The organism is Hyphococcus flavus, from assembly GCF_028748065.1.
In the GTDB taxonomy this organism is placed as follows: Bacteria; Pseudomonadota; Alphaproteobacteria; order Caulobacterales; family Parvularculaceae; genus Hyphococcus; species Hyphococcus flavus.
Genome location: NZ_CP118166.1, coordinates 2,318,140 through 2,335,175 on the forward strand (window position 1 = coordinate 2,318,140; position 17,036 = coordinate 2,335,175).

General features: G+C 55.7%; 17 protein-coding genes. 14 read left to right on the top strand and 3 right to left on the bottom strand.

The window, feature by feature from the left end; all coding sequences use genetic code 11:
* The first annotated feature begins 116 nt into the window (after positions 1-116).
* The 3 genes from PUV54_RS11040 to PUV54_RS11050 all read left to right on the top strand — a co-directional run bounded on the left by PUV54_RS11040 (position 117) and on the right by PUV54_RS11050 (position 2,114).
* The gene (locus PUV54_RS11040) at positions 117-1,400 is read left to right on the top strand and encodes a peptidylprolyl isomerase (protein WP_274492294.1); all 1,284 of its coding nucleotides are present in this window, start codon (positions 117-119) and stop codon (positions 1,398-1,400) included.
* Between the two features lie 103 nt (positions 1,401-1,503).
* Positions 1,504-1,905, top strand: a complete 402-nt coding sequence (locus PUV54_RS11045) for a (deoxy)nucleoside triphosphate pyrophosphohydrolase (RefSeq protein WP_274492295.1) — start codon at positions 1,504-1,506, stop codon at positions 1,903-1,905.
* Positions 1,905-2,114, top strand: a complete 210-nt coding sequence (locus PUV54_RS11050; protein WP_274492296.1) for a Flp family type IVb pilin — start codon at positions 1,905-1,907, stop codon at positions 2,112-2,114. The genes PUV54_RS11045 and PUV54_RS11050 overlap by 1 nt, the downstream gene beginning before the upstream one ends.
* On the opposite strand, the gene PUV54_RS11055 is transcribed toward PUV54_RS11050, so the two are convergent.
* Positions 2,111-2,959: a methyltransferase domain-containing protein gene (locus PUV54_RS11055; RefSeq protein WP_274492297.1), complete on the bottom strand. Its 849-nt coding sequence runs from the start codon at positions 2,957-2,959 to the stop codon at positions 2,111-2,113. The two genes, PUV54_RS11050 and PUV54_RS11055, sit on opposite strands and share 4 nt — an antisense overlap.
* A 51-nt stretch (positions 2,960-3,010) precedes the next feature.
* Here PUV54_RS11055 and PUV54_RS11060 point away from each other — a divergent pair, with 51 nt between their 5' ends.
* Genes PUV54_RS11060 through PUV54_RS11080 form a run of 5 tightly spaced genes read left to right on the top strand, consistent with a single transcriptional unit; the run spans position 3,011 to position 7,226 of the window.
* Positions 3,011-3,847, top strand: coding sequence for a ComF family protein (locus PUV54_RS11060; protein ID WP_274492298.1), 837 nt, complete (start codon positions 3,011-3,013; stop codon positions 3,845-3,847).
* A 32-nt stretch (positions 3,848-3,879) separates the two neighbouring features.
* A complete protein-coding gene (gene grxC, locus PUV54_RS11065; protein ID WP_274492299.1) occupies positions 3,880-4,137 on the top strand; it encodes a glutaredoxin 3 in 258 nt (85 codons plus the stop codon).
* The gene (locus PUV54_RS11070) at positions 4,130-4,975 is read left to right on the top strand and encodes a carbon-nitrogen hydrolase family protein (protein ID WP_274492300.1); all 846 of its coding nucleotides are present in this window, start codon (positions 4,130-4,132) and stop codon (positions 4,973-4,975) included. The genes grxC and PUV54_RS11070 overlap by 8 nt, the downstream gene beginning before the upstream one ends.
* Positions 4,972-5,439, top strand: coding sequence for a DUF1178 family protein (locus tag PUV54_RS11075; protein WP_274492301.1), 468 nt, complete (start codon positions 4,972-4,974; stop codon positions 5,437-5,439). Before PUV54_RS11070 ends, PUV54_RS11075 begins: the two co-directional genes overlap by 4 nt.
* Positions 5,440-5,486: 47 nt before the next feature.
* Positions 5,487-7,226 (top strand): patatin-like phospholipase family protein, encoded by a 1,740-nt coding sequence (locus PUV54_RS11080; RefSeq protein WP_274492302.1) that lies wholly within the window; start codon positions 5,487-5,489, stop codon positions 7,224-7,226.
* Positions 7,227-7,289: 63 nt separating this feature from the next.
* Here PUV54_RS11080 and PUV54_RS11085 read toward each other — a convergent pair whose 3' ends face one another.
* Positions 7,290-8,057, bottom strand: coding sequence for a hypothetical protein (locus tag PUV54_RS11085; protein WP_274492303.1), 768 nt, complete (start codon positions 8,055-8,057; stop codon positions 7,290-7,292).
* Positions 8,058-8,069: 12 nt separating this feature from the next.
* Positions 8,070-8,822, bottom strand: a complete 753-nt coding sequence (gene ubiG, locus PUV54_RS11090) for a bifunctional 2-polyprenyl-6-hydroxyphenol methylase/3-demethylubiquinol 3-O-methyltransferase UbiG (RefSeq protein ID WP_274492304.1) — start codon at positions 8,820-8,822, stop codon at positions 8,070-8,072.
* A 143-nt stretch (positions 8,823-8,965) separates the two neighbouring features.
* On the opposite strand from ubiG, the gene PUV54_RS11095 reads away from it, so the two are divergent.
* From PUV54_RS11095 to prmC, 6 genes are all read left to right on the top strand, one after another.
* Positions 8,966-10,231 carry an aspartate kinase gene (locus PUV54_RS11095; RefSeq protein WP_274492305.1) on the top strand — a complete coding sequence of 422 codons (1,266 nt, stop codon included), beginning with the start codon at positions 8,966-8,968 and terminating at the stop codon, positions 10,229-10,231.
* 9 nt (positions 10,232-10,240) lie between these two features.
* Positions 10,241-12,532 (top strand): phosphoenolpyruvate--protein phosphotransferase, encoded by a 2,292-nt coding sequence (ptsP, locus tag PUV54_RS11100; RefSeq protein WP_274492306.1) that lies wholly within the window; start codon positions 10,241-10,243, stop codon positions 12,530-12,532.
* Between the two features lie 109 nt (positions 12,533-12,641).
* A complete protein-coding gene (locus PUV54_RS11105) occupies positions 12,642-13,463 on the top strand; it encodes a TonB family protein (protein ID WP_274492307.1) in 822 nt (273 codons plus the stop codon).
* Positions 13,464-13,607: 144 nt separating this feature from the next.
* Positions 13,608-14,738 carry a flavodoxin-dependent (E)-4-hydroxy-3-methylbut-2-enyl-diphosphate synthase gene (gene ispG, locus PUV54_RS11110; RefSeq protein WP_274492308.1) on the top strand — a complete coding sequence of 377 codons (1,131 nt, stop codon included), beginning with the start codon at positions 13,608-13,610 and terminating at the stop codon, positions 14,736-14,738.
* A 74-nt stretch (positions 14,739-14,812) separates the two neighbouring features.
* Positions 14,813-15,886: a peptide chain release factor 1 gene (gene prfA, locus PUV54_RS11115; RefSeq protein ID WP_274492309.1), complete on the top strand. Its 1,074-nt coding sequence runs from the start codon at positions 14,813-14,815 to the stop codon at positions 15,884-15,886.
* Positions 15,879-16,784 (top strand): peptide chain release factor N(5)-glutamine methyltransferase, encoded by a 906-nt coding sequence (prmC, locus tag PUV54_RS11120; RefSeq protein WP_274492310.1) that lies wholly within the window; start codon positions 15,879-15,881, stop codon positions 16,782-16,784. Before prfA ends, prmC begins: the two co-directional genes overlap by 8 nt.
* The last annotated feature ends 252 nt before the right edge of the window (positions 16,785-17,036 follow it).

The following is a 17,036-nucleotide window of genomic DNA, read 5'->3' on the forward strand; positions in this document are numbered from 1 at the left end:
AGAGCGGGGCGCGCCTTGTCATCGGCCGGGTTGGAATTGCTTGGCCCCTTGGGGGCGTCGGAGAGATAGTCAGCGCCTAAGGCGCTGTCAACGAAGACGGAATTCAGGCTGAGAATATGGAAACGCCAGACGGCCAGGAATTTACGCAGGAAACGCAGACCAAACCGGTCGCGACGGCCGCGCGCGCCATGGGCGGCTCGGCCATGATGCTCCTGCGTGCGGTCGGCAAGATTATTATCACGACCTGGCGGCTGGCGGCGGCGCTTGATTCCGCCCTTTGGCGCGCACTGAAGCTCTTGGGACGCCGGGCTCTGCGCGGGCTCGATTATGCAGGCCGGCTGGCTGGCGCGGCTTTTCGTGGGTTTGTTCTCTGGCTGCCAACCCGCACTGGGCGGGCCTACAGCGCCATGTCCGGCGCTTTTTTGGTTGTCGCGGGTCTTTGGATTATCGACGTCTTGAGGGCTGCACCCTCTATGGACGGGATGGGGACGGCGACACTGCGCCCTCCCGTCGATGTGGAAGACCCGATTCTCGCACGGATTGAGGGGCGCTACGTTCACCTGTCGGAGATTGAAGCGGCGGCTCGTGCAGGCGGCTTCTTGAAGTCGGGCGAAGTGTTGACGCCGTTCACGGCCTTTGAGCGCAATCTCGTCGAATCTTATGTTGAACAGAGGCTGTTGGCGCGCGCGGCGCTTGATGACGGGCTTCAGCGTAATCCGAATGTTGCGCGAAAAGTAAACGCTGCAAGGGACCGCGTCCTTGCTTCCGCCTATATGGACGCACAACTTCAAACAGAAGTGACGCCTCAAGCCGTGGAGCGCCTTTATACGCGTCAGTCTGATGTTACCCGTTTGGGTGACGAAGTGCGGGCAAGGCATATTGTTGTGGAAACCGGCGAGGAAGCGGCTGAAATTATCACCTTGCTCGAAGAGGGGGCGGACTTTGGCGCATTGGCGCGCGAACGCTCTATCGATCGGGCGACCGCGCCGGTTGGTGGCGAGGTCGGTTGGTTTACGCGATCCATGATGACGCCAATTTTTTCGCGGGCGGCGTTTAATACGGAACCGGGCCTCAGAGCGCCTGCCTTCCAGACCGAGTTTGGCTGGCACATTTTGGAAGTCTTGGACCGCCGGTCGACGGAGTCGGTGCCTTTTGATGATGTGCGCACTTCTATCGAAGACTTTCTCCGTATGCACACAATCGAAACGGCGCTGAGAGAATTGGAAGAGCGCAACCAGGTTGTTTATTTCAGGCCGGAAGTTGAATTTCAGACGACCAGCGAACCGCCGGATTTGAGAGATCCGGAATTTGTAGACGGGGATGAGGACAATGAAGAAAAGTCATCATCTCAACAAGATGATCAGCGGTCAGACTCCGGTCAGCAGGAAGCAACACGCTGATCGTTAATGCGTGTTAGCAATTGTCCGTCTGAATTCGTCTAAAATTTTATCTTTCGTAGTTCCTATCTGTTAAGACGGGTCGATTACAAATTAAGGCGGAAATATGGCGAAGCTGTTGCTTGTGGCTGCATGCGCGTTGATCGACCGTGATGGGAGAGTGTTGATGGCGCGCAGACCCGAAGGAAAACCCCTGGCAGGGCTGTGGGAATTCCCGGGCGGCAAGATCGGAAACGATGAAACGCCGGAAGCAGCATTGGTGCGTGAACTCAAGGAAGAGCTCGCCATTGATACGGAGGCGTCCTGCCTTGCGCCGGTCGCGTTCGCCTCGCAGGCTTCAGGGGAATTTCATCTTTTGATGCCCTTATATGTCTGCAGAAAATGGCAAGGCGTCCCGAGGCCGCTAGAAGGCCAAGAGCTTAAATGGGTGCGGCGGGACGCGCTGACAGGGATGGATATGCCGCCTGCCGACAGGCCGCTGGCGGCGCAGTTGAGGGACATGTTGTGATGGATATATTCAAGAGAAAGAACAGGAGCCGTCGTGAAGTCGTGGGTCTTGTTGCTGCATTCCATCATGACGAAGATGGCGCAACAGCCATCGAGTATGGGTTGATCGTTGCGCTGATCTTTCTTGCGGTGGTCGGTGCGATCCGTAGCTACACCAATACGACCAGCGGCATGTATAATCAGATCGACGAAACGTTGCAGGGCGACTAGCCTAGACCCTTTACAGCGTCTTCAAGTGATGATTTTCCGGCGCCAGGCTTGAGTGGCTTTTGCTGGCTTGCATGAGGCGCCCAGCCGGTGAGATAGACAATATCGAATTTTTCTGATCCGCCGTTTTCCAAAAAAAGATCCATTGCTTTCATCAGTACGTCGCGGCGAAGTGGTCTGGCGCCTTGCCGAAGCACGCTCGTTTCTCCCATGCCGCGAATATCCTGAAGCAGTTTGAATGGGTCGGAATAATTGACCCGGACTTTATCGATATCAACAACTGGAAGAGCAAAGCCGGCTCTGCCGAGCGCTTGGCCGTAGTCTTGTATTGTTGCGAACGGGGCTATGCGCGCGCTTACGCCGCCCGTAACTTCCGCTTCGGCCTTGTACAGCGCTTGTCGCAATGTAGAGAGCGTTTCTTCGCCAAACGTGGCTGCTACGAATAATCCATCCGGTTTTAAGGCCATGCGCGCTTGGGTCAGTGCGCCGACAACATCGTTGACCATGTGTAAGGTCAACAGACTGACAATCAGGTTCATGGTCCGGGGCGCAACAGGCAACGCCTCGTCGTCAGCGACAAAAGACAGGTCACACAGAGCAACCCTATTCCCAGCGATATCAGTATTGAAGATCTTACCAACGCCGCATGCTGGCGACATCTTCTGGGGAAGATCGCCCGCGCCCATAAATAATGCGTTCGGAAAGTCGCGTTTCACGGTCTCTAGACGGTCAATAATGTCGTCAAAGGCGCGTTCGTGGAGAAACGCATGCGCGGCAAAGTTTTTTGCGGCCCGGTCCCGGCGTTGAGCGTAAACGCGGCGATTAAAAATTGCAGGCGGTGCAGTCATAGTTGGCATCTAGCGCCGGAAAAGCTGCATGCGCAACCAGACAGCAGCATATTGCCTGACGCCAGACTAACCGGCAGAGTATTTCTAAACGCCGAGGGACAGGGCTGGTTCAGTGACCGGGAATTTGACGATCTCATGATGAAGCGGGCGAAAAGTGTTGCGGCGAGCGCGCTAGACTTGGCGATGCCGCCCCTTTGTCCTGTCACACAGGATGAAGTGAGCGCGATACATGCGTTGAGCGCAACAGCGTGGGCTTCGGCCCATTTCATTGAAGAGCCTTATTGTCCGCGCTGCGGGGTTCCGTTTGCTACAGACTACGGTGAAGGGGTCGAGTGTCCGTCATGCATAGCGGAGCCGCCTGACTTCGAGTGCGCGCGCGCGGCTCTGGTTTATGACGACGCCAGCCACCGTATGATTGTAGGCTTTAAACATTCTGACAGAACTGAGTTGGCGTCGATGTTCGCCCGATGGATGATACGGGCGGGCAGCGCAATGATCACAAGCAAATCCATCATAACGCCAATACCCTTGCATAAAAGAAGACTGTTTGCGCGACGCTATAATCAGTCGGCTTTATTGGTCCGCGAAATAGCACGGCAGACCAATGCGCCGTTATCTGTCGGCGAGTTTGTCAGAAAGCGGGCGACACCGCCGCAGAAGGACCTTTCCAGAGAGGGACGTAAGCGGAACGTTGCGGGCGCATTCGGATTTAAAAATGACACCGCGACGCAGCAGTTCAGGGGTGCACATGTCGTATTAGTTGACGACGTGCTGACCACTGGCGCCACTCTGTCGGCTGCTGCGCGGGCGCTAAAGCGGGCCGGGGCCAGCCGGGTTGATGCGCTGGTGCTCGCACGGGTTGTAAAGGGCGGTATAGGCGCCATATAGCTGTGCTTTCTTGAATGTTGGGCGCACAGGATATGAAAGAAATCACCGTATATACGAAGCCATTATGTCCCTATTGCTTCAGGGCGCTCGCCTTGTTCGAAAAAAAGGGCGTGAAAGCGAATGAGGTTTCGGCTGCTTACGACAAGGACAAGCGCCAAGAGATGCTCGCCAAATCTAATGGCAAAACGACGTACCCGCAGATTTTTGTCGGCGATATTCACGTAGGCGGCTATGACGAGCTTGCGGCGCTTGAGCGGGACGGCAAGCTGGATGCGCTTTTGAATGACTGAAAACGGTTCATTCCGGGCTGCGTGTGTGCAGATGCGGTCAGGCCTCGATCGGCAACGGAACACAAGTGACGCGATAGCGCTGATCAAGGAGGCAGCAGAGGCGGGCGCAAGTTTTATCGCCACGCCTGAAATGACCAATGTGATTGATCGCAAAGGGTCCCGTCTGTTGTCGGACCTTCCGTCAGAAAACGATCTCACGGAAATTAAAGCATTCTCAGAAGCTGCGCAGTCAAACCACGTCTGGCTGCTTGCAGGATCGTTTGCCGTGAAAACGGAACCGAGCCGGGCTGCTAACCGCAGTTTTCTATTTGGGCCGGACGGTAATATCGCCGCCCGTTACGACAAGCTCAATATGTTTGACGTTGACCTGCCCAATGGCGAGAGCTGGAAGGAATCGGCAATTTACGCTCCCGGTCAGAAAGCAGTAGTCGCCAAAACGTCAATTGCCAGTTTCGGTCTGAGTATTTGTTATGACGTGCGTTTTCCTCAGCAATACCGGGCGATGGCGCAAGCCGGTGCAGATGTCTTGTGCGTGCCAGCCGCGTTCACGCGCCAGACCGGTGAAGCGCATTGGAAAACCCTGTTGAGGGCCCGCGCCATTGAAAACGGGGCGTTCGTAATTGCCCCGGCCCAGGGCGGCGTTCACGAGGATGGCCGGGAAACCTACGGCCATTCGTTGATCATCGGTCCTTGGGGTGAAATCCTCGCAGAAGCGCCGGATGACGCGCCCGGCCTTGTTTTTGCAGACATAAACCCGGCAGCGGCGGCAGAGGCTCGTCGACGCATTCCGAATCTCGCTCTTGAACATTCCCGCGAAGTCTCCATTGTAAGCCTATGATTAAGTATCGTCTTGTTTGTGACCTCGACCATGAGTTTGAGGGCTGGTTCCGTGATAGCGCTGATTTCGATGTCCAATCGGACGAAGGTCTGGTGGAGTGTCCGGCGTGCGGTTCCGCAGAAGTTCGAAAAGCGGTAATGGCGCCTGCAATCGCCAAAGGATCCGCCTCACGGCGCGAACGGTTGGCTGCTGTCCATCAGGATATGGCCAAAGCGGTCGAGCGTGCACGCAAGTATGTCGAAAAGAATTTCGACTATGTCGGTGACAAATTTCCCGAGGAAGCGCGAAAGATTCATTACGGTGAAACCAAAGAGCGCGGTATCTATGGCGAAGCCTCAGGCAAAGAAGTCAAGGAATTGATGGATGAGGGCGTTAAGGTTGCGCCGGTGCCGGCCTCTCCAAAAAAGACCGATAAAGCCGGTGCGGCGAAGATACAGTCGGCGTCATCCAAAAAACTGAATTAGGCGCGCGGTAGCGTCGGCGCCAAAATCCGTTTACCTATGCGTCGCGTATGGACACCATTCGCGCGCATCTTAGAGACCTTCCTTTTTTTGCTCAGCTTGACGAGGCGACAATTGATGCAGTCGCGGATGTCAGCATCTGGCAGTCTATTGCTGGCGGATGGGAGCTGTTTTCGCAAGGGTCTGATTCCGAAGCGCTTCATTTTAACTTGTTCGGCAGACTGATTGTCGTACGTAAATCACGCGATGACGACGAAGGGGAAGAAGTCGTCGGTTACGTACGCGGGGGCGAGCCGGTCGGCGAGATGTCCATTCTTTCCGGCGAACCTCATTCGGCCAGCGTTTATGCCCTGCGTGATACCGAGCTCCTCTCCATACCGCGTAAAGATGTTGAACGGCTTATTCAGAAACATGGCGCGTTCGCCGCAGCGCTTGCGCGCATTGTGCTGGATCGCACGCGTCACCCGCAAGCGAGCTTTCAGCAAGCTGCTCCGCGCATATTCGCACTGATCGCGACGTCGCCAGCGGTCGATCCGAACGCATTAGCGAAGAAGCTCGCCGATAAAATCGCTTCCTACAAATTGAATGTCACATGGTTCCCGGCGGGTGAGACGGCGCCGGAAAGCAAAGAATTTGACCTTACAGAAAAGGCGCATGACGTTGTTCTGCTTGCCGCCAAGATTGACCATTCGCCATGGTACCGTTTCGTTCAACGTCACGCGGACCGTTTTCTGGTTCTCGCGAGGCGCGACGCCCGCCCATCCAAACCTTTCCCCCTGACGTTGGAGGCAGGCGCCCGTGCGCGAAAATTCCGGCTCGTCGACCTGATCATGCTGCACGAGGGCGCCTATAGCGGCGCGACAGGCGAATGGATTGACGCGATAGGCGCGTCACGGGTGATCAACTGCCGCGGCGGTGCGTGTTACGATCGGCTGGCGCGTATCATTGCGGGCAAGTCGATAGGCCTTGTCTTGTCGGGCGGCGGCGCCAGAGCCTACGCACATATCGGCGCAATAAAAGCGATGCGGGAAAAGGGCGTTCCGATCGATTTTGTCTGCGGCGCATCCATGGGGGCGGTCGTCGCTGCTTGTGTCGCAATCGGCTGGCCCCAAGAAGAAATGGAAAACCGCATTCGTGAAGCTTTTGTCGCCTCCAATCCCCTTGGCGATCATGTCCTGCCAGTTGTCGCCCTCACAAAAGGCGAACGTGTTGAAACGCGGCTCGAAAAACACTTTGATGATATTAAAATCGAGGATTTAAGCGTTCCCTACTTTTGCGTCTCATCCGATGTTGTCGATGGCTCGGCGCGGATACATAGAACGGGCAAACTGCGTGATGCGTTGCGGGCATCGATTGCTCTGCCAGGCATTTTGCCGCCTGTAGTCGATGACAATTCTTTGCTGGTGGACGGCGCGGTCGTTAATAATTTTCCTACGGATATTATGACAGGGTCACACCGTGGCCTGACCATCGGCGTTGATGTCGCGCGAGAGGGCGTCATCAATGTTGATGACTTTCGGAACCCGTCCGGGTTTTTCTCCTGGATGATGGAGCATGGATGGAGCGAAGCGCCGCCTATAGTATCGCTATTGATGCGCGCGGCGACGGCGCGGCGAGAAAGGTTTGACCCGCCAAGACCAGCAGACATCATGATCGCGCCGCAAGCGCCGGGCGTGGAGCTGCGGGACTGGAAAAAATTTGAGGCGGCGGTTTCAGATGGCTATGAAGCCGCGCAAAAAGCAATTGAAGCGCATTGGGATACGCTCGAGCCGATTGTAGGCGCGCCGTAAGCAGGCTGAACGATCAGCTTTATCCGCGAAAGTCTGATAACGTATCCAAAAGGACGCTAGCAGTTAATTCAGCGATGTGTCGTCAACGGATATAATACCGTTTTCAAAAGTCCATGACATCAATCGCCAGACCCAATCTCCATTTTTTGGGGCGACCGATGCGAATTGAAACCCAACAGGAGAGCCGTTGTCGTCTAAAGAAAACTTTCCCCATGCCGTGCCGTCGAGAAAGATCATGCCGCCCTCCGGCGCCAGATTCGGCGCGAAGGCTTCAAATTGCTGAGACCATTCTGAAGGCAAGGGCGGCGGCGCAGTAGGCGTCTTCAGATATTCAATGATGTTGAAAGGTTCGATCCACGTCTCGCCGCCATCATAACTGCGGCTCATTTCGAAATGCTGATCGCCGCCTCTTGAGAAATCCGTCGACCAACGTTCGATAAACTCTCCTTTCGGGTCGTGACCCTTACCATCCGCCATGAGACGCGCTCCCTCCCAACGCAACTGAATATCGGTATGTCCGTCAACGCCGACCATCACCCACAATGTGCGGCCGACGCTCCGGTCGTTATCCCAAAGGGTGATACTGGCGCCCTGGAAAACGGGTTCACCGCTTTGGCCAAGGCTGCGATATTCGGAGATCTCACCTCGGCCTTCATAGAAACAATACTGGGCCGTGCGATCATGATTTGAACTCGATGAGCTATCTTCATTAAAACTTGTGCTCCAGGCTTCGAATGTCGCGTTTTCACATGCGTGTCGATAGTTCGGAAGGTCTGTGGCGCTAGTATCTGCAGCCAGTAACAGCATTAGGGCAGTCAGAATAGAATGCATGCACACGTCCTCCTAGTTGTTCACCGCAGTCAGCATGTAATTCACCGCCGTATCTTCCGAAATGCGCCATATATCCATCAATGGGTTATAGCTGACGCCAGCCTCCGCTGTCACGGTTAGTCCGGCGCGCGAAAGCGCAGATTTGGCCTCTTCCGGTTTGACGAACTTTCGTGGGTCGTGCGTGCCCGCTGGGAGCCAGCGCAGAACATATTCAGCGCCAACCTTGGCGAGCGCCAGGGCTTTCAGTGTACGGTTTATTGTCGCCATAATCATTATCCCGCCGGGCTTCAGCAAATGCGCCGATGTTTCCAGAAACAAATCGACGTCGGCGACATGCTCGACAACTTCGAGATTGAGAACGATGTCGAAAGACTCGCTGTTTTCTTCTGCGAGGAGTTCCGCCGTCGTTGCCCGATAGTCGATATCGAGATTTAGCGGCGCGGCGTGCGTCATCGCGGTTTTGATGTTGCGTTCGGAAGCGTCAATCGCCGTGACATGCGCACCTAGTCTGCTCATCGGTTCGGCGACGAGACCGCCGCCGCAACCGATATCCAGTAGCCGCAATCCTTTAAGCGGCTTGTTCCCGCGTCTATCCAGGCTGAAATGGGTGCAGACGCTATCGCGAATATAGGCCAGCCGCACGGGATTGAACTTATGCAGCGGTTTGAATTTCCCGAAAGGATCCCACCATTCGTCAGCGATGACCGAGAACTTCTCGATTTCATCGGGGTCGATAGTGGTTTTGCCTACAGGATTTTGTGCCATTTCAGGCGCGTTTGTTAACCCATCCTGCGCCATTATTGACTTTTCCTCGCTTGCTTTGCCGGTCGCTGCTTCCTAGACATGCGCCGAGATTTGCGCCTCTGGAGGGCCGGGGGCAAGAGGGCAAGACTTCGCAGGCGTATTTCATGGCTCGCATTGTGATGAAATTCGGCGGCACGTCCGTCGCCAATCTGGAGCGAATCCGCGCTGTTGCGGCCTTCGTCCGCCGTGAGGTGGATGCAGGTCACTCTGTTGCCGTGGTCGTGTCCGCCATGGCCGGCGAAACAAACCGGCTCGTCGAGCTCTGCAAGGAAGCGGGCGAGCCTGCGCCCGCGCTTGACGCACGCAATGTGGAATATGACGCGATTGTTGCTTCTGGCGAGCAAGTCACTTCAGGCCTGCTGGCGCTGGTAATGCAAAATCTCGGCTATCGCGCTCGGTCCTGGCACGGCTGGCAGATACCGCTCAAAACCGATAACGCTCATGGCAAGGCGCGCATCGCCGAGATTGACGAAACGGCAATTGGCGAAGCGATGGACAATGGCGAGATCGCAATCGTCGCCGGTTTCCAGGGGATCGCGCCAGACGGCCGGATTTCAACGCTGGGTCGTGGCGGATCGGATACGTCCGCCGTTGCGCTTGCCGCTGCTGTCAGCGCTGCGCGCTGCGATATCTACACAGATGTGGATGGCGTTTACACAACCGATCCTCGCCTTACGAAACATGCGCGGCGAATTTCAAAGATCTCTTACGAGGAAATGCTGGAAATGGCGTCTCTCGGCGCCAAGGTCCTGCAAACGCGTTCCGTCGAAATGGCCATGGCGTTTAAAGTCCCGGTGCGGGTATTATCGAGCTTCGACCCGCCGGACGCGCCAGGCCCCGGAACGCTCATCTGCGATGAGGATGATATTGTGGAACAGAACATTGTAAGCACCGTCACGCCGGATTTTGACGAAGCGACCGTTACGATACTCGCCGTACCCGATGAACCGGGACGCGCCGCAAGCATTTTTAATGCGCTGGCTGAAGCGAATATCAACATCGATATGATCGTCCAGAGTGCGTCTCGGGAAACGGGCTTTGCGAATATCTCCTTTACCACCAAGGAAGGTGACATTGAGCGCGCGGTTGATCTTTTAAAATCGGAACAGCCGAAAATCGGGTTCAAAGCGCTTCAATCCGACAAGAATGTTGCAAAGGTTTCTGTTATCGGTCTCGGCATGAAGAGCCACGCGGGTGTAGCGGCGACCATGTTCCGCACCCTTGCTGAAAAGGGCATAAACATTCAGAATATATCCACTTCGGAAATCAAGATTAGCGTATTGATTAACGCTGATGCAGCGGAATACGCCGTGCGTGTCTTGCATGAGGCCTATGGCCTGGACGCGCCTAATCACGCCGCGCAGAATTGATCGGCTGAAATGAGTATTGAAAACACAAGGCCGCCCCATGGCGGGCATGGCGGGCAAGGCATTACCGTGCTTTTAAAAAGCATGCGTGACGCCGTCGCCAAGGAAGGCAGCGCGCAGGATCGTCTGGATCATCTGACGCGGGTCATCGCCATCCATGTGGTTGCTGATGTGTGTTCGATTTACTTACGCCGTCCCGATAACGAGCTTGAGCTTTATTCGACAGAAGGTTTGAACCGCGAAGCGGTTCACAAAACGCGCCTGAAATGGGGCGAAGGCCTCGTGGGTCTCGTTGCCGCGCGCCACAGTCCGCTTGTGACGTCGGAGGCGCCGAAGCATCCGGCTTTCGCGTATCGTCCTGAGACAGGCGAGGACCCGTTGCACTCATTTTTGGGCGTACCTTTAATTCGCTCCGGCAAAACGCTTGGCGTTCTGGTCGTTCAGAACAAATCAGCGCGCGAATATACGCACGAGGAAATTGAAGCCGTGCAGGCGGTGGCGACCTTGCTGGCCGAAATCTCTGCTTCAGGTGAGCTTTTAAGTCAGGAGGAAACCGAAGCCGTCGGCGCCATGTTGCATGGGCCGGAAAAGGTCAAAGGCTTCGGCATTGTTTCCGGAATTGCTTTGGGACGGGCTGTGTTTCTGCAGCCGCCGGCGCCAAAACATAAAGTGTTCGCCGCCGAACCGGCGGCGGAAGCATCAAGGCTTGAAGAAGGGCTAAGTGACCTTCGCCGGTCCGTCGATGAGATGCTTTCATCAAATGCGTCTCTTAGCGGCGTTTCAAGAGAGGTTTTGGAAACTTACCGGTTGTTCGCTTATGACCGCGGTTGGAAAGATCGTTTGCGGGCAGCGGTTTTCTCCGGTTTGACAGCGGAATCCGCTGTTGAACAGGTGAAAGCGGAAAACCGTGCACGGCTGTCGCAATCGCGCGACCCGTATCTGCGCGAGCGGCTGCATGACCTTGATGATCTGTCCAACCGGTTGTTACGGCTGCTGTCTGGGGAAAAGAATGGCGGCAAACGCACACTTTACGATGATACGATTTTGTTCGCGCGCACCATGGGGCCAGCGGAACTTCTTGAATACGACCGCAAGCGTTTAAAAGGACTTGTCCTGGGCGAAGTGTCGGCGACGTCGCATGTGGCTATTGTTGCGCGCGCGTTGAAGATTCCTATGGTGACGGGCGCTCCCGAAGCTATGGAGCGTGTCGAACAAGGCGATCAGGCTGTCATCGACGGCGATGCGGGTGACATCCATATTCGACCGTCCGCGGAAACGGTTGAGTCGTTCCGGACGAAACAAACCCGATATCATGAACGTCAGGCTCTATATGCGAGCGAAAAAGGGCTTGAGACAAAGACAAAAGACGGCGTCGATATCACGGTTTTGATGAACGCCGGGCTTGCCCTGGATTTGCCCTATCTGGAAGCGACCGGCGCGGCAGGTGTCGGTCTTTTCCGCACGGAACTGCAGTTTCTAATCGGCTCGCAACTGCCGAGCGTAGCTTCACAAGAAGCCCTTTATCGCGAAGCGCTGGATCTGGCGAATGGCAAGCCGGTCATCTTCCGTACGGCGGATATCGGCGGCGACAAGACTGCGGACTACATGGAGCATGGTAACGAAGTGAACCCGGCCATGGGTTGGCGGGGCGCGCGCATGGCGCTCGACAGGCCGGGCATGATCCGGCCGCAATTGCGCGCGCTGTTGGCGGCGGCTGCGGAGCGTGAGTTGTGGGTTATGTTTCCATTCGTGACGGTGCCCGCTGAAGTTGATGAAATTCGTGAGCTGCTTGACCGTGAAATCGACCGCGCGCGCCGCCGCGAGAGAGCGTTGCCAGAATCCATTAAAGTCGGAGCCATGATTGAAACGCCATCTTCGGCGTGGCGGGCTGATTTGATTGCGGACAAGGTCGATTTTTTGTCGGTCGGGGGTAACGACCTGGCGCAGTTCTATTTCGCTGCTGATCGCGACTCAGAGCGGGTCCAGCGAAGGTACGACCCGATGAATCCCGGATTTTTGAGTTTTCTGCAAGACACGGTGCAACGTGTTAACAAAACCGGGACGCCGCTTTCTTATTGTGGAGAGCAAACATCTGACGCGGTGACGGCTGCTGCACTGATGGCGGTCGGCATCAGGCAGTTCTCACTGCCGGCGGCTTTCGTAGGGCCGTTCCGCCGGCTTGTCCGTTCCCTGGATGTTAAGAAAGCCGCTGCCTGGTTCAAAGCCCACGAATCAGCGCCGGTAGCGACGTTAAGACCGGCGTTTCTGGAATTTCTTAACGAAAACGGCGCTGTCCTCGAATAAATCGACGGTTAACAGATTCCTGCTTAACTAACTGACATGTTTTCAGGTTATATCCTGCGGCGCTTTTGTGTAGTCTGGGGCGCCAGCGGCATGAGTTATGAGGCGTAGCGTGAACGCGAGCGGATCAGCGGAAATTGTGGACATGGCCGACGCCAGAGCGCGCAAGGGAACCGATGCGGCGCTTGGCGAAGTCGAACATGTAGGGTTGTTTTTGAGTCTGACCCGAGAAGGTCGTGGAATTTCACTCAAAGATGCAGCGACACGCATGCACATCAAGGAAGCGCATCTGGCGGCGATCGAAGAAGTCGATGCGAAGAGTCTGCCGCCGCGGGCCTATGCTTTGGGTTTCGTAAAAACATACGCAGAGTTTCTTGATCTTGATGCGCGGATGATCGTTGAGCAGTTTAAGTTCGATGCTGGCTACGACGCGCCTCAGCCAATTGAGACGGAAAAATTTCGGGCGGCTGAAGAAGCGGCGGAGTCGGAACCGGGTGAAATGACGTTGCCTGTGTTCATCGCCATACTGGCTTTCATTGTCTGGAGCGCCTGGCAGATCACGACGTCCGGGACGGTTACGCCTCATGACAACGGGGCGCCGGTCGAAGAACCGCAGGCCGTGACGCAATCGACGCCGGTTCCAGAAAGGCCCGCAGGCGACATTGTCGAGGCGCGGATTGTTGACAGAATTGATCCTGTCTACCCCCATAGTTGCACGATGAACGCGCAGCCGATTGAGACTGTGACGGTGACATTCACGGTGACGGCTGGCGGACGGATCGCTGGTGAACGCGTCGCCAATTCCACTAATGCGTGTTTTGATGACGCTGCACTCAATGCGCTTCGACGCTGGCGTTTTGAACCTCGAACGGTCGATGGCGCGCCGCGCCCTGCTTATGACCGCACCCATGTGTTCTCGTTTCAACGGCCTTAAAAAAAACCTCCGTTTAAGCGATTGGAAACGCCGGAAATCGGCGTTTGCACCGGCTCTTGCGATCATATAAACCGTGGCCTGAAACCGGTGGGCAGCCTATAATCCCGCCGCTAAAGGGTATGTAGCAAACTGAAGGGCAGTCTCATGTCGTTACGTCCGTGGCGCGATATTGAACGCCGCCAATGCCGGCAAATCATGGTTGGGAACGTGCCCGTAGGCGGCGGCGCGCCAATTGCCGTTCAGTCCATGACCAATACGCTGACATCGGACGCGCAGGCGACGATCCGTCAGATCAACGAGATTGCCGACGCCGGCGCGGATATTGTGCGTGTTTCTTGCCCGGACAAGGATTCCACCGAAGCTTTGTCGACGATCGCCAAGAACTCGCCTGTGCCGATCGTTGCTGACATCCACTTTCATTATAAGCGCGGCATTGAGGCAGCCGAGGCCGGCGCCGCTTGTCTGCGCATCAATCCCGGGAACATTGGCTCTGAAGAGCGCGTCAAAGAGGTCATCAAGGCCGCCAAGGATCATGGTTGTTCCATGCGCATTGGCGTTAATGGCGGCTCGCTCGAAAAAGACCTGCTTGAAAAATACGGCGAGCCGTGTCCGGAGGCGATGGTCGAAAGCGCGCTCGATCACGCCAAGATTCTTCAGGACAATGACTTTCATGAATTCAAGATTTCCGTGAAAGCTTCCGATGTCTTTTTGACGGTCGCCGCCTATCACGCGCTGGCGGAAGCGATTGATTGCCCGCTGCATCTCGGTGTGACCGAAGCAGGCGGGTTGCGCATTGGTTCTGTGAAGTCCGCTATCGGCATGGGCAATCTTTTGTGGGCGGGCATTGGCGATACAATCCGCGTCTCTCTTTCCGCCGATCCGGTAGAAGAAATCAAAGCCGGCTTTGATATTCTAAAATCGCTTAACTTGCGTCATCGCGGCGTCAATGTGATCTCGTGCCCATCCTGTGCGCGTCAGGGTTTCAACGTCATCGAAACTGTGGAAACGTTGGAAAAACGGCTCGCGCATATTACGACGCCAATGACGCTCTCCGTCATCGGTTGCGTGGTGAACGGGCCCGGCGAGGCGCGTGAAACCGATATCGGTTTTACCGGCGGCGGCGCCGGCAAGGAGCACGGGATGATCTATCTCGGCGGTGAGGTCGATCACCGTATCGACAATTCCGAACTTGTCGATCATCTGGTCGATCTCGTGGAAAAGCGCGCGGCTGAGATTCAGGCTGAAGAGGCTAAACAGACCGTCGCTGCGGAGTAGCGTTGCAACATGCTTTGGCGCGCGGGGAAATCCTTCCCGCGCGTTTTTTGTATCTTGAAAGAATGGAATAGAATTTGATCCCGCAGGAAAAACTGGACGCACTTGTGTCGCGCTTCGAGCAAGTTGAAAGCGCCATGGCGACTGCGTCGAACTCAGACGAAATCATCAAGCTTTCAAAAGAGCACGGCGAATTAAAAGACGTGGTCGAAAAAGCGCGCGAGCTATCGGGCATCCGCAAACAGTTGGTGGAACTGAAAGAGCTTTCAGATGGTGACGACAAGGAAATGGCCGATATGGCCTATGACGAATTGCAGGAGTTGAAGGCGAAGGCGCCTGAAATAGAACATGACCTGCAATTGATGCTGCTTCCCAAAGACAAAGCAGACGATTCTTCCGTCATTCTTGAGGTTCGTGCAGGCACCGGCGGCGACGAAGCGGCGATTTTCGCTGGCGATCTTTTCCGCATGTATCAGCGCTACGCCCAGCTTGAAGGCTGGAAAGTCGAAGTGCTTTCAGCGTCCGAGTCCGACAAGAATGGTTACAAGGAAATTCAGGCCAGCATTGCTGGCGACGGCGTTTTTGCGAAAATGAAATTTGAAGCTGGTGTTCATCGCGTTCAGCGCGTGCCTGAAACGGAAACGCAGGGACGTGTACATACGTCAGCAGCGACCGTGGCGGTCCTGCCGGAACCGGAAGATGTCGATATTGAAATCAACGAAGCTGATCTGCGTATTGATGTTTTCCGGGCGTCGGGGCCGGGTGGCCAGTCAGTGAATACGACTGACTCTGCAGTCCGCATCACGCACATTCCAACGGGCGTTGTTGTCAGCCAGCAGGATGAAAAGTCTCAGCACAAAAACCGGGCAAAAGCGATGAAGGTGTTGCGGGCGCGGCTTTATGAGGCCGAACGCGCCCGCGCCGATGCTGAACGGGCGGCGGCCCGCAAAGGCATGGTCGGGTCCGGTGATCGATCTGAACGCATCCGTACCTATAATTTTCCGCAAAGCCGTGTCACCGACCATCGCATCGGATTGACGGTGCACAATCTCGACGAAGTCATTCGCGGCGACGGGCTTGATCCGATCGTTGAGGAATTGCGTACGCAAGATCGCGCCGATCGTTTGGCGGCCATGCAGGAAGATGTCTGATACTCTTTCGTCACTGAGTATAGATACTCTCCAAAATCATTCTGTCAGTGAAGCGTTGCGTCTGGGCGCAGCGTTCTTGGATAATTCCGAAACGCCTGACATTGATGCCCGTGCGTTGATGAAATGCGCCCTCGATATTGACGACGCAGCGCTCATCATGGGCGGGCGGGAAAATATGAGTAAGCGACAATGCGAAGCTTACCTTGATTTCCTGAATCGCCGAAAAAATCACGAACCCGTCGCCTACATCACTGGGGTCAAGGAATTCTGGAGCCTTGAATTTCGCGTCACCCCTGATGTTCTCATTCCGCGCAGCGATTCTGAGTGTCTCATTGAGGCCGCCGTCGGGCGGCGTGAGAGAAATGAGACACTGCGTATTCTCGACCTAGGAACTGGATCAGGCTGTCTCTTGTGTGCGTTGCTTTCAGAATTCCCCAATGCGGAAGGTATTGGCGTCGACATATCCGATGGCGCAGTGGCGCTCGCGAGCGATAATGCGCGCCTGCTCGGGGTGGCGAATCACGCGGCATTTCTAACTGGAAACTGGCTTGAGCCAGTGAGCGGCGTTTTCGACATTATTGTGATCAACGCGCCCTATATTCCAGACGGCCATCTTCCGACATTATCGAGAGGGGTCGCTGGCTACGAACCCCACAGCGCGCTTTTCAGCGGCGAGAATGGCCTGCATGATTATGAGACGATCATGCCGCAATTGCCCCGGTTTTTAGCCGATAAAGGGCTCTTGCTCATGGAATGCGGCAGTGATCAAACACAGGCGCTTTCCGATCTTGTAGCGGGCGCCGGCCTGTGCGGTGGAGAGACGTTTACCATATTTGACCTTGCAGGCCGTCGGCGCGGGGTCGGATTTGACCGGAGAAAAGGACAAAATAGGGATTGAATTGTCCGGACAAGCCCTTATCATACGCATCAAGATACGGGTGCAACGCCGTCGAGCTTGGTTTCAGGGGCGGCCCAAATCTTAAATCCGACACCGTCAGGTCCCAATAAGGAAACAGTCGGCTCTGTGAATCCGCAGCAATGCTGCGAAACGAACAAGACACCAGAATGAAGAAACGGGCGCGGATGCGCCGCTTGATCCGGACATTGATGTAAACGCGAACAGCCGGTCGTTTTACGGCTTTCGTAGGGG

Bases quoted from the DNA above. Each gene is read 5' to 3' on its own strand.
- PUV54_RS11040 (WP_274492294.1), top strand. From the start codon at position 117: ATGGAAACGCCAGACGGCCAGGAATTTACGCAGGAAACGCAGACCAAA.
- PUV54_RS11045 (WP_274492295.1), top strand. From the start codon at position 1,504: ATGGCGAAGCTGTTGCTTGTGGCTGCATGCGCGTTGATCGACCGTGAT.
- PUV54_RS11050 (WP_274492296.1), top strand. From the start codon at position 1,905: ATGGATATATTCAAGAGAAAGAACAGGAGCCGTCGTGAAGTCGTGGGT.
- PUV54_RS11055 (WP_274492297.1), bottom strand. From the start codon at position 2,959: ATGACTGCACCGCCTGCAATTTTTAATCGCCGCGTTTACGCTCAACGC.
- grxC (WP_274492299.1), top strand. From the start codon at position 3,880: ATGAAAGAAATCACCGTATATACGAAGCCATTATGTCCCTATTGCTTC.
- PUV54_RS11070 (WP_274492300.1), top strand. From the start codon at position 4,130: ATGACTGAAAACGGTTCATTCCGGGCTGCGTGTGTGCAGATGCGGTCA.
- PUV54_RS11075 (WP_274492301.1), top strand. From the start codon at position 4,972: ATGATTAAGTATCGTCTTGTTTGTGACCTCGACCATGAGTTTGAGGGC.
- PUV54_RS11080 (WP_274492302.1), top strand. From the start codon at position 5,487: ATGGACACCATTCGCGCGCATCTTAGAGACCTTCCTTTTTTTGCTCAG.
- PUV54_RS11085 (WP_274492303.1), bottom strand. From the start codon at position 8,057: ATGCATTCTATTCTGACTGCCCTAATGCTGTTACTGGCTGCAGATACT.
- ubiG (WP_274492304.1), bottom strand. From the start codon at position 8,822: ATGGCACAAAATCCTGTAGGCAAAACCACTATCGACCCCGATGAAATC.
- PUV54_RS11095 (WP_274492305.1), top strand. From the start codon at position 8,966: ATGGCTCGCATTGTGATGAAATTCGGCGGCACGTCCGTCGCCAATCTG.
- ptsP (WP_274492306.1), top strand. From the start codon at position 10,241: ATGAGTATTGAAAACACAAGGCCGCCCCATGGCGGGCATGGCGGGCAA.
- ispG (WP_274492308.1), top strand. From the start codon at position 13,608: ATGTCGTTACGTCCGTGGCGCGATATTGAACGCCGCCAATGCCGGCAA.
- prmC (WP_274492310.1), top strand. From the start codon at position 15,879: ATGTCTGATACTCTTTCGTCACTGAGTATAGATACTCTCCAAAATCAT.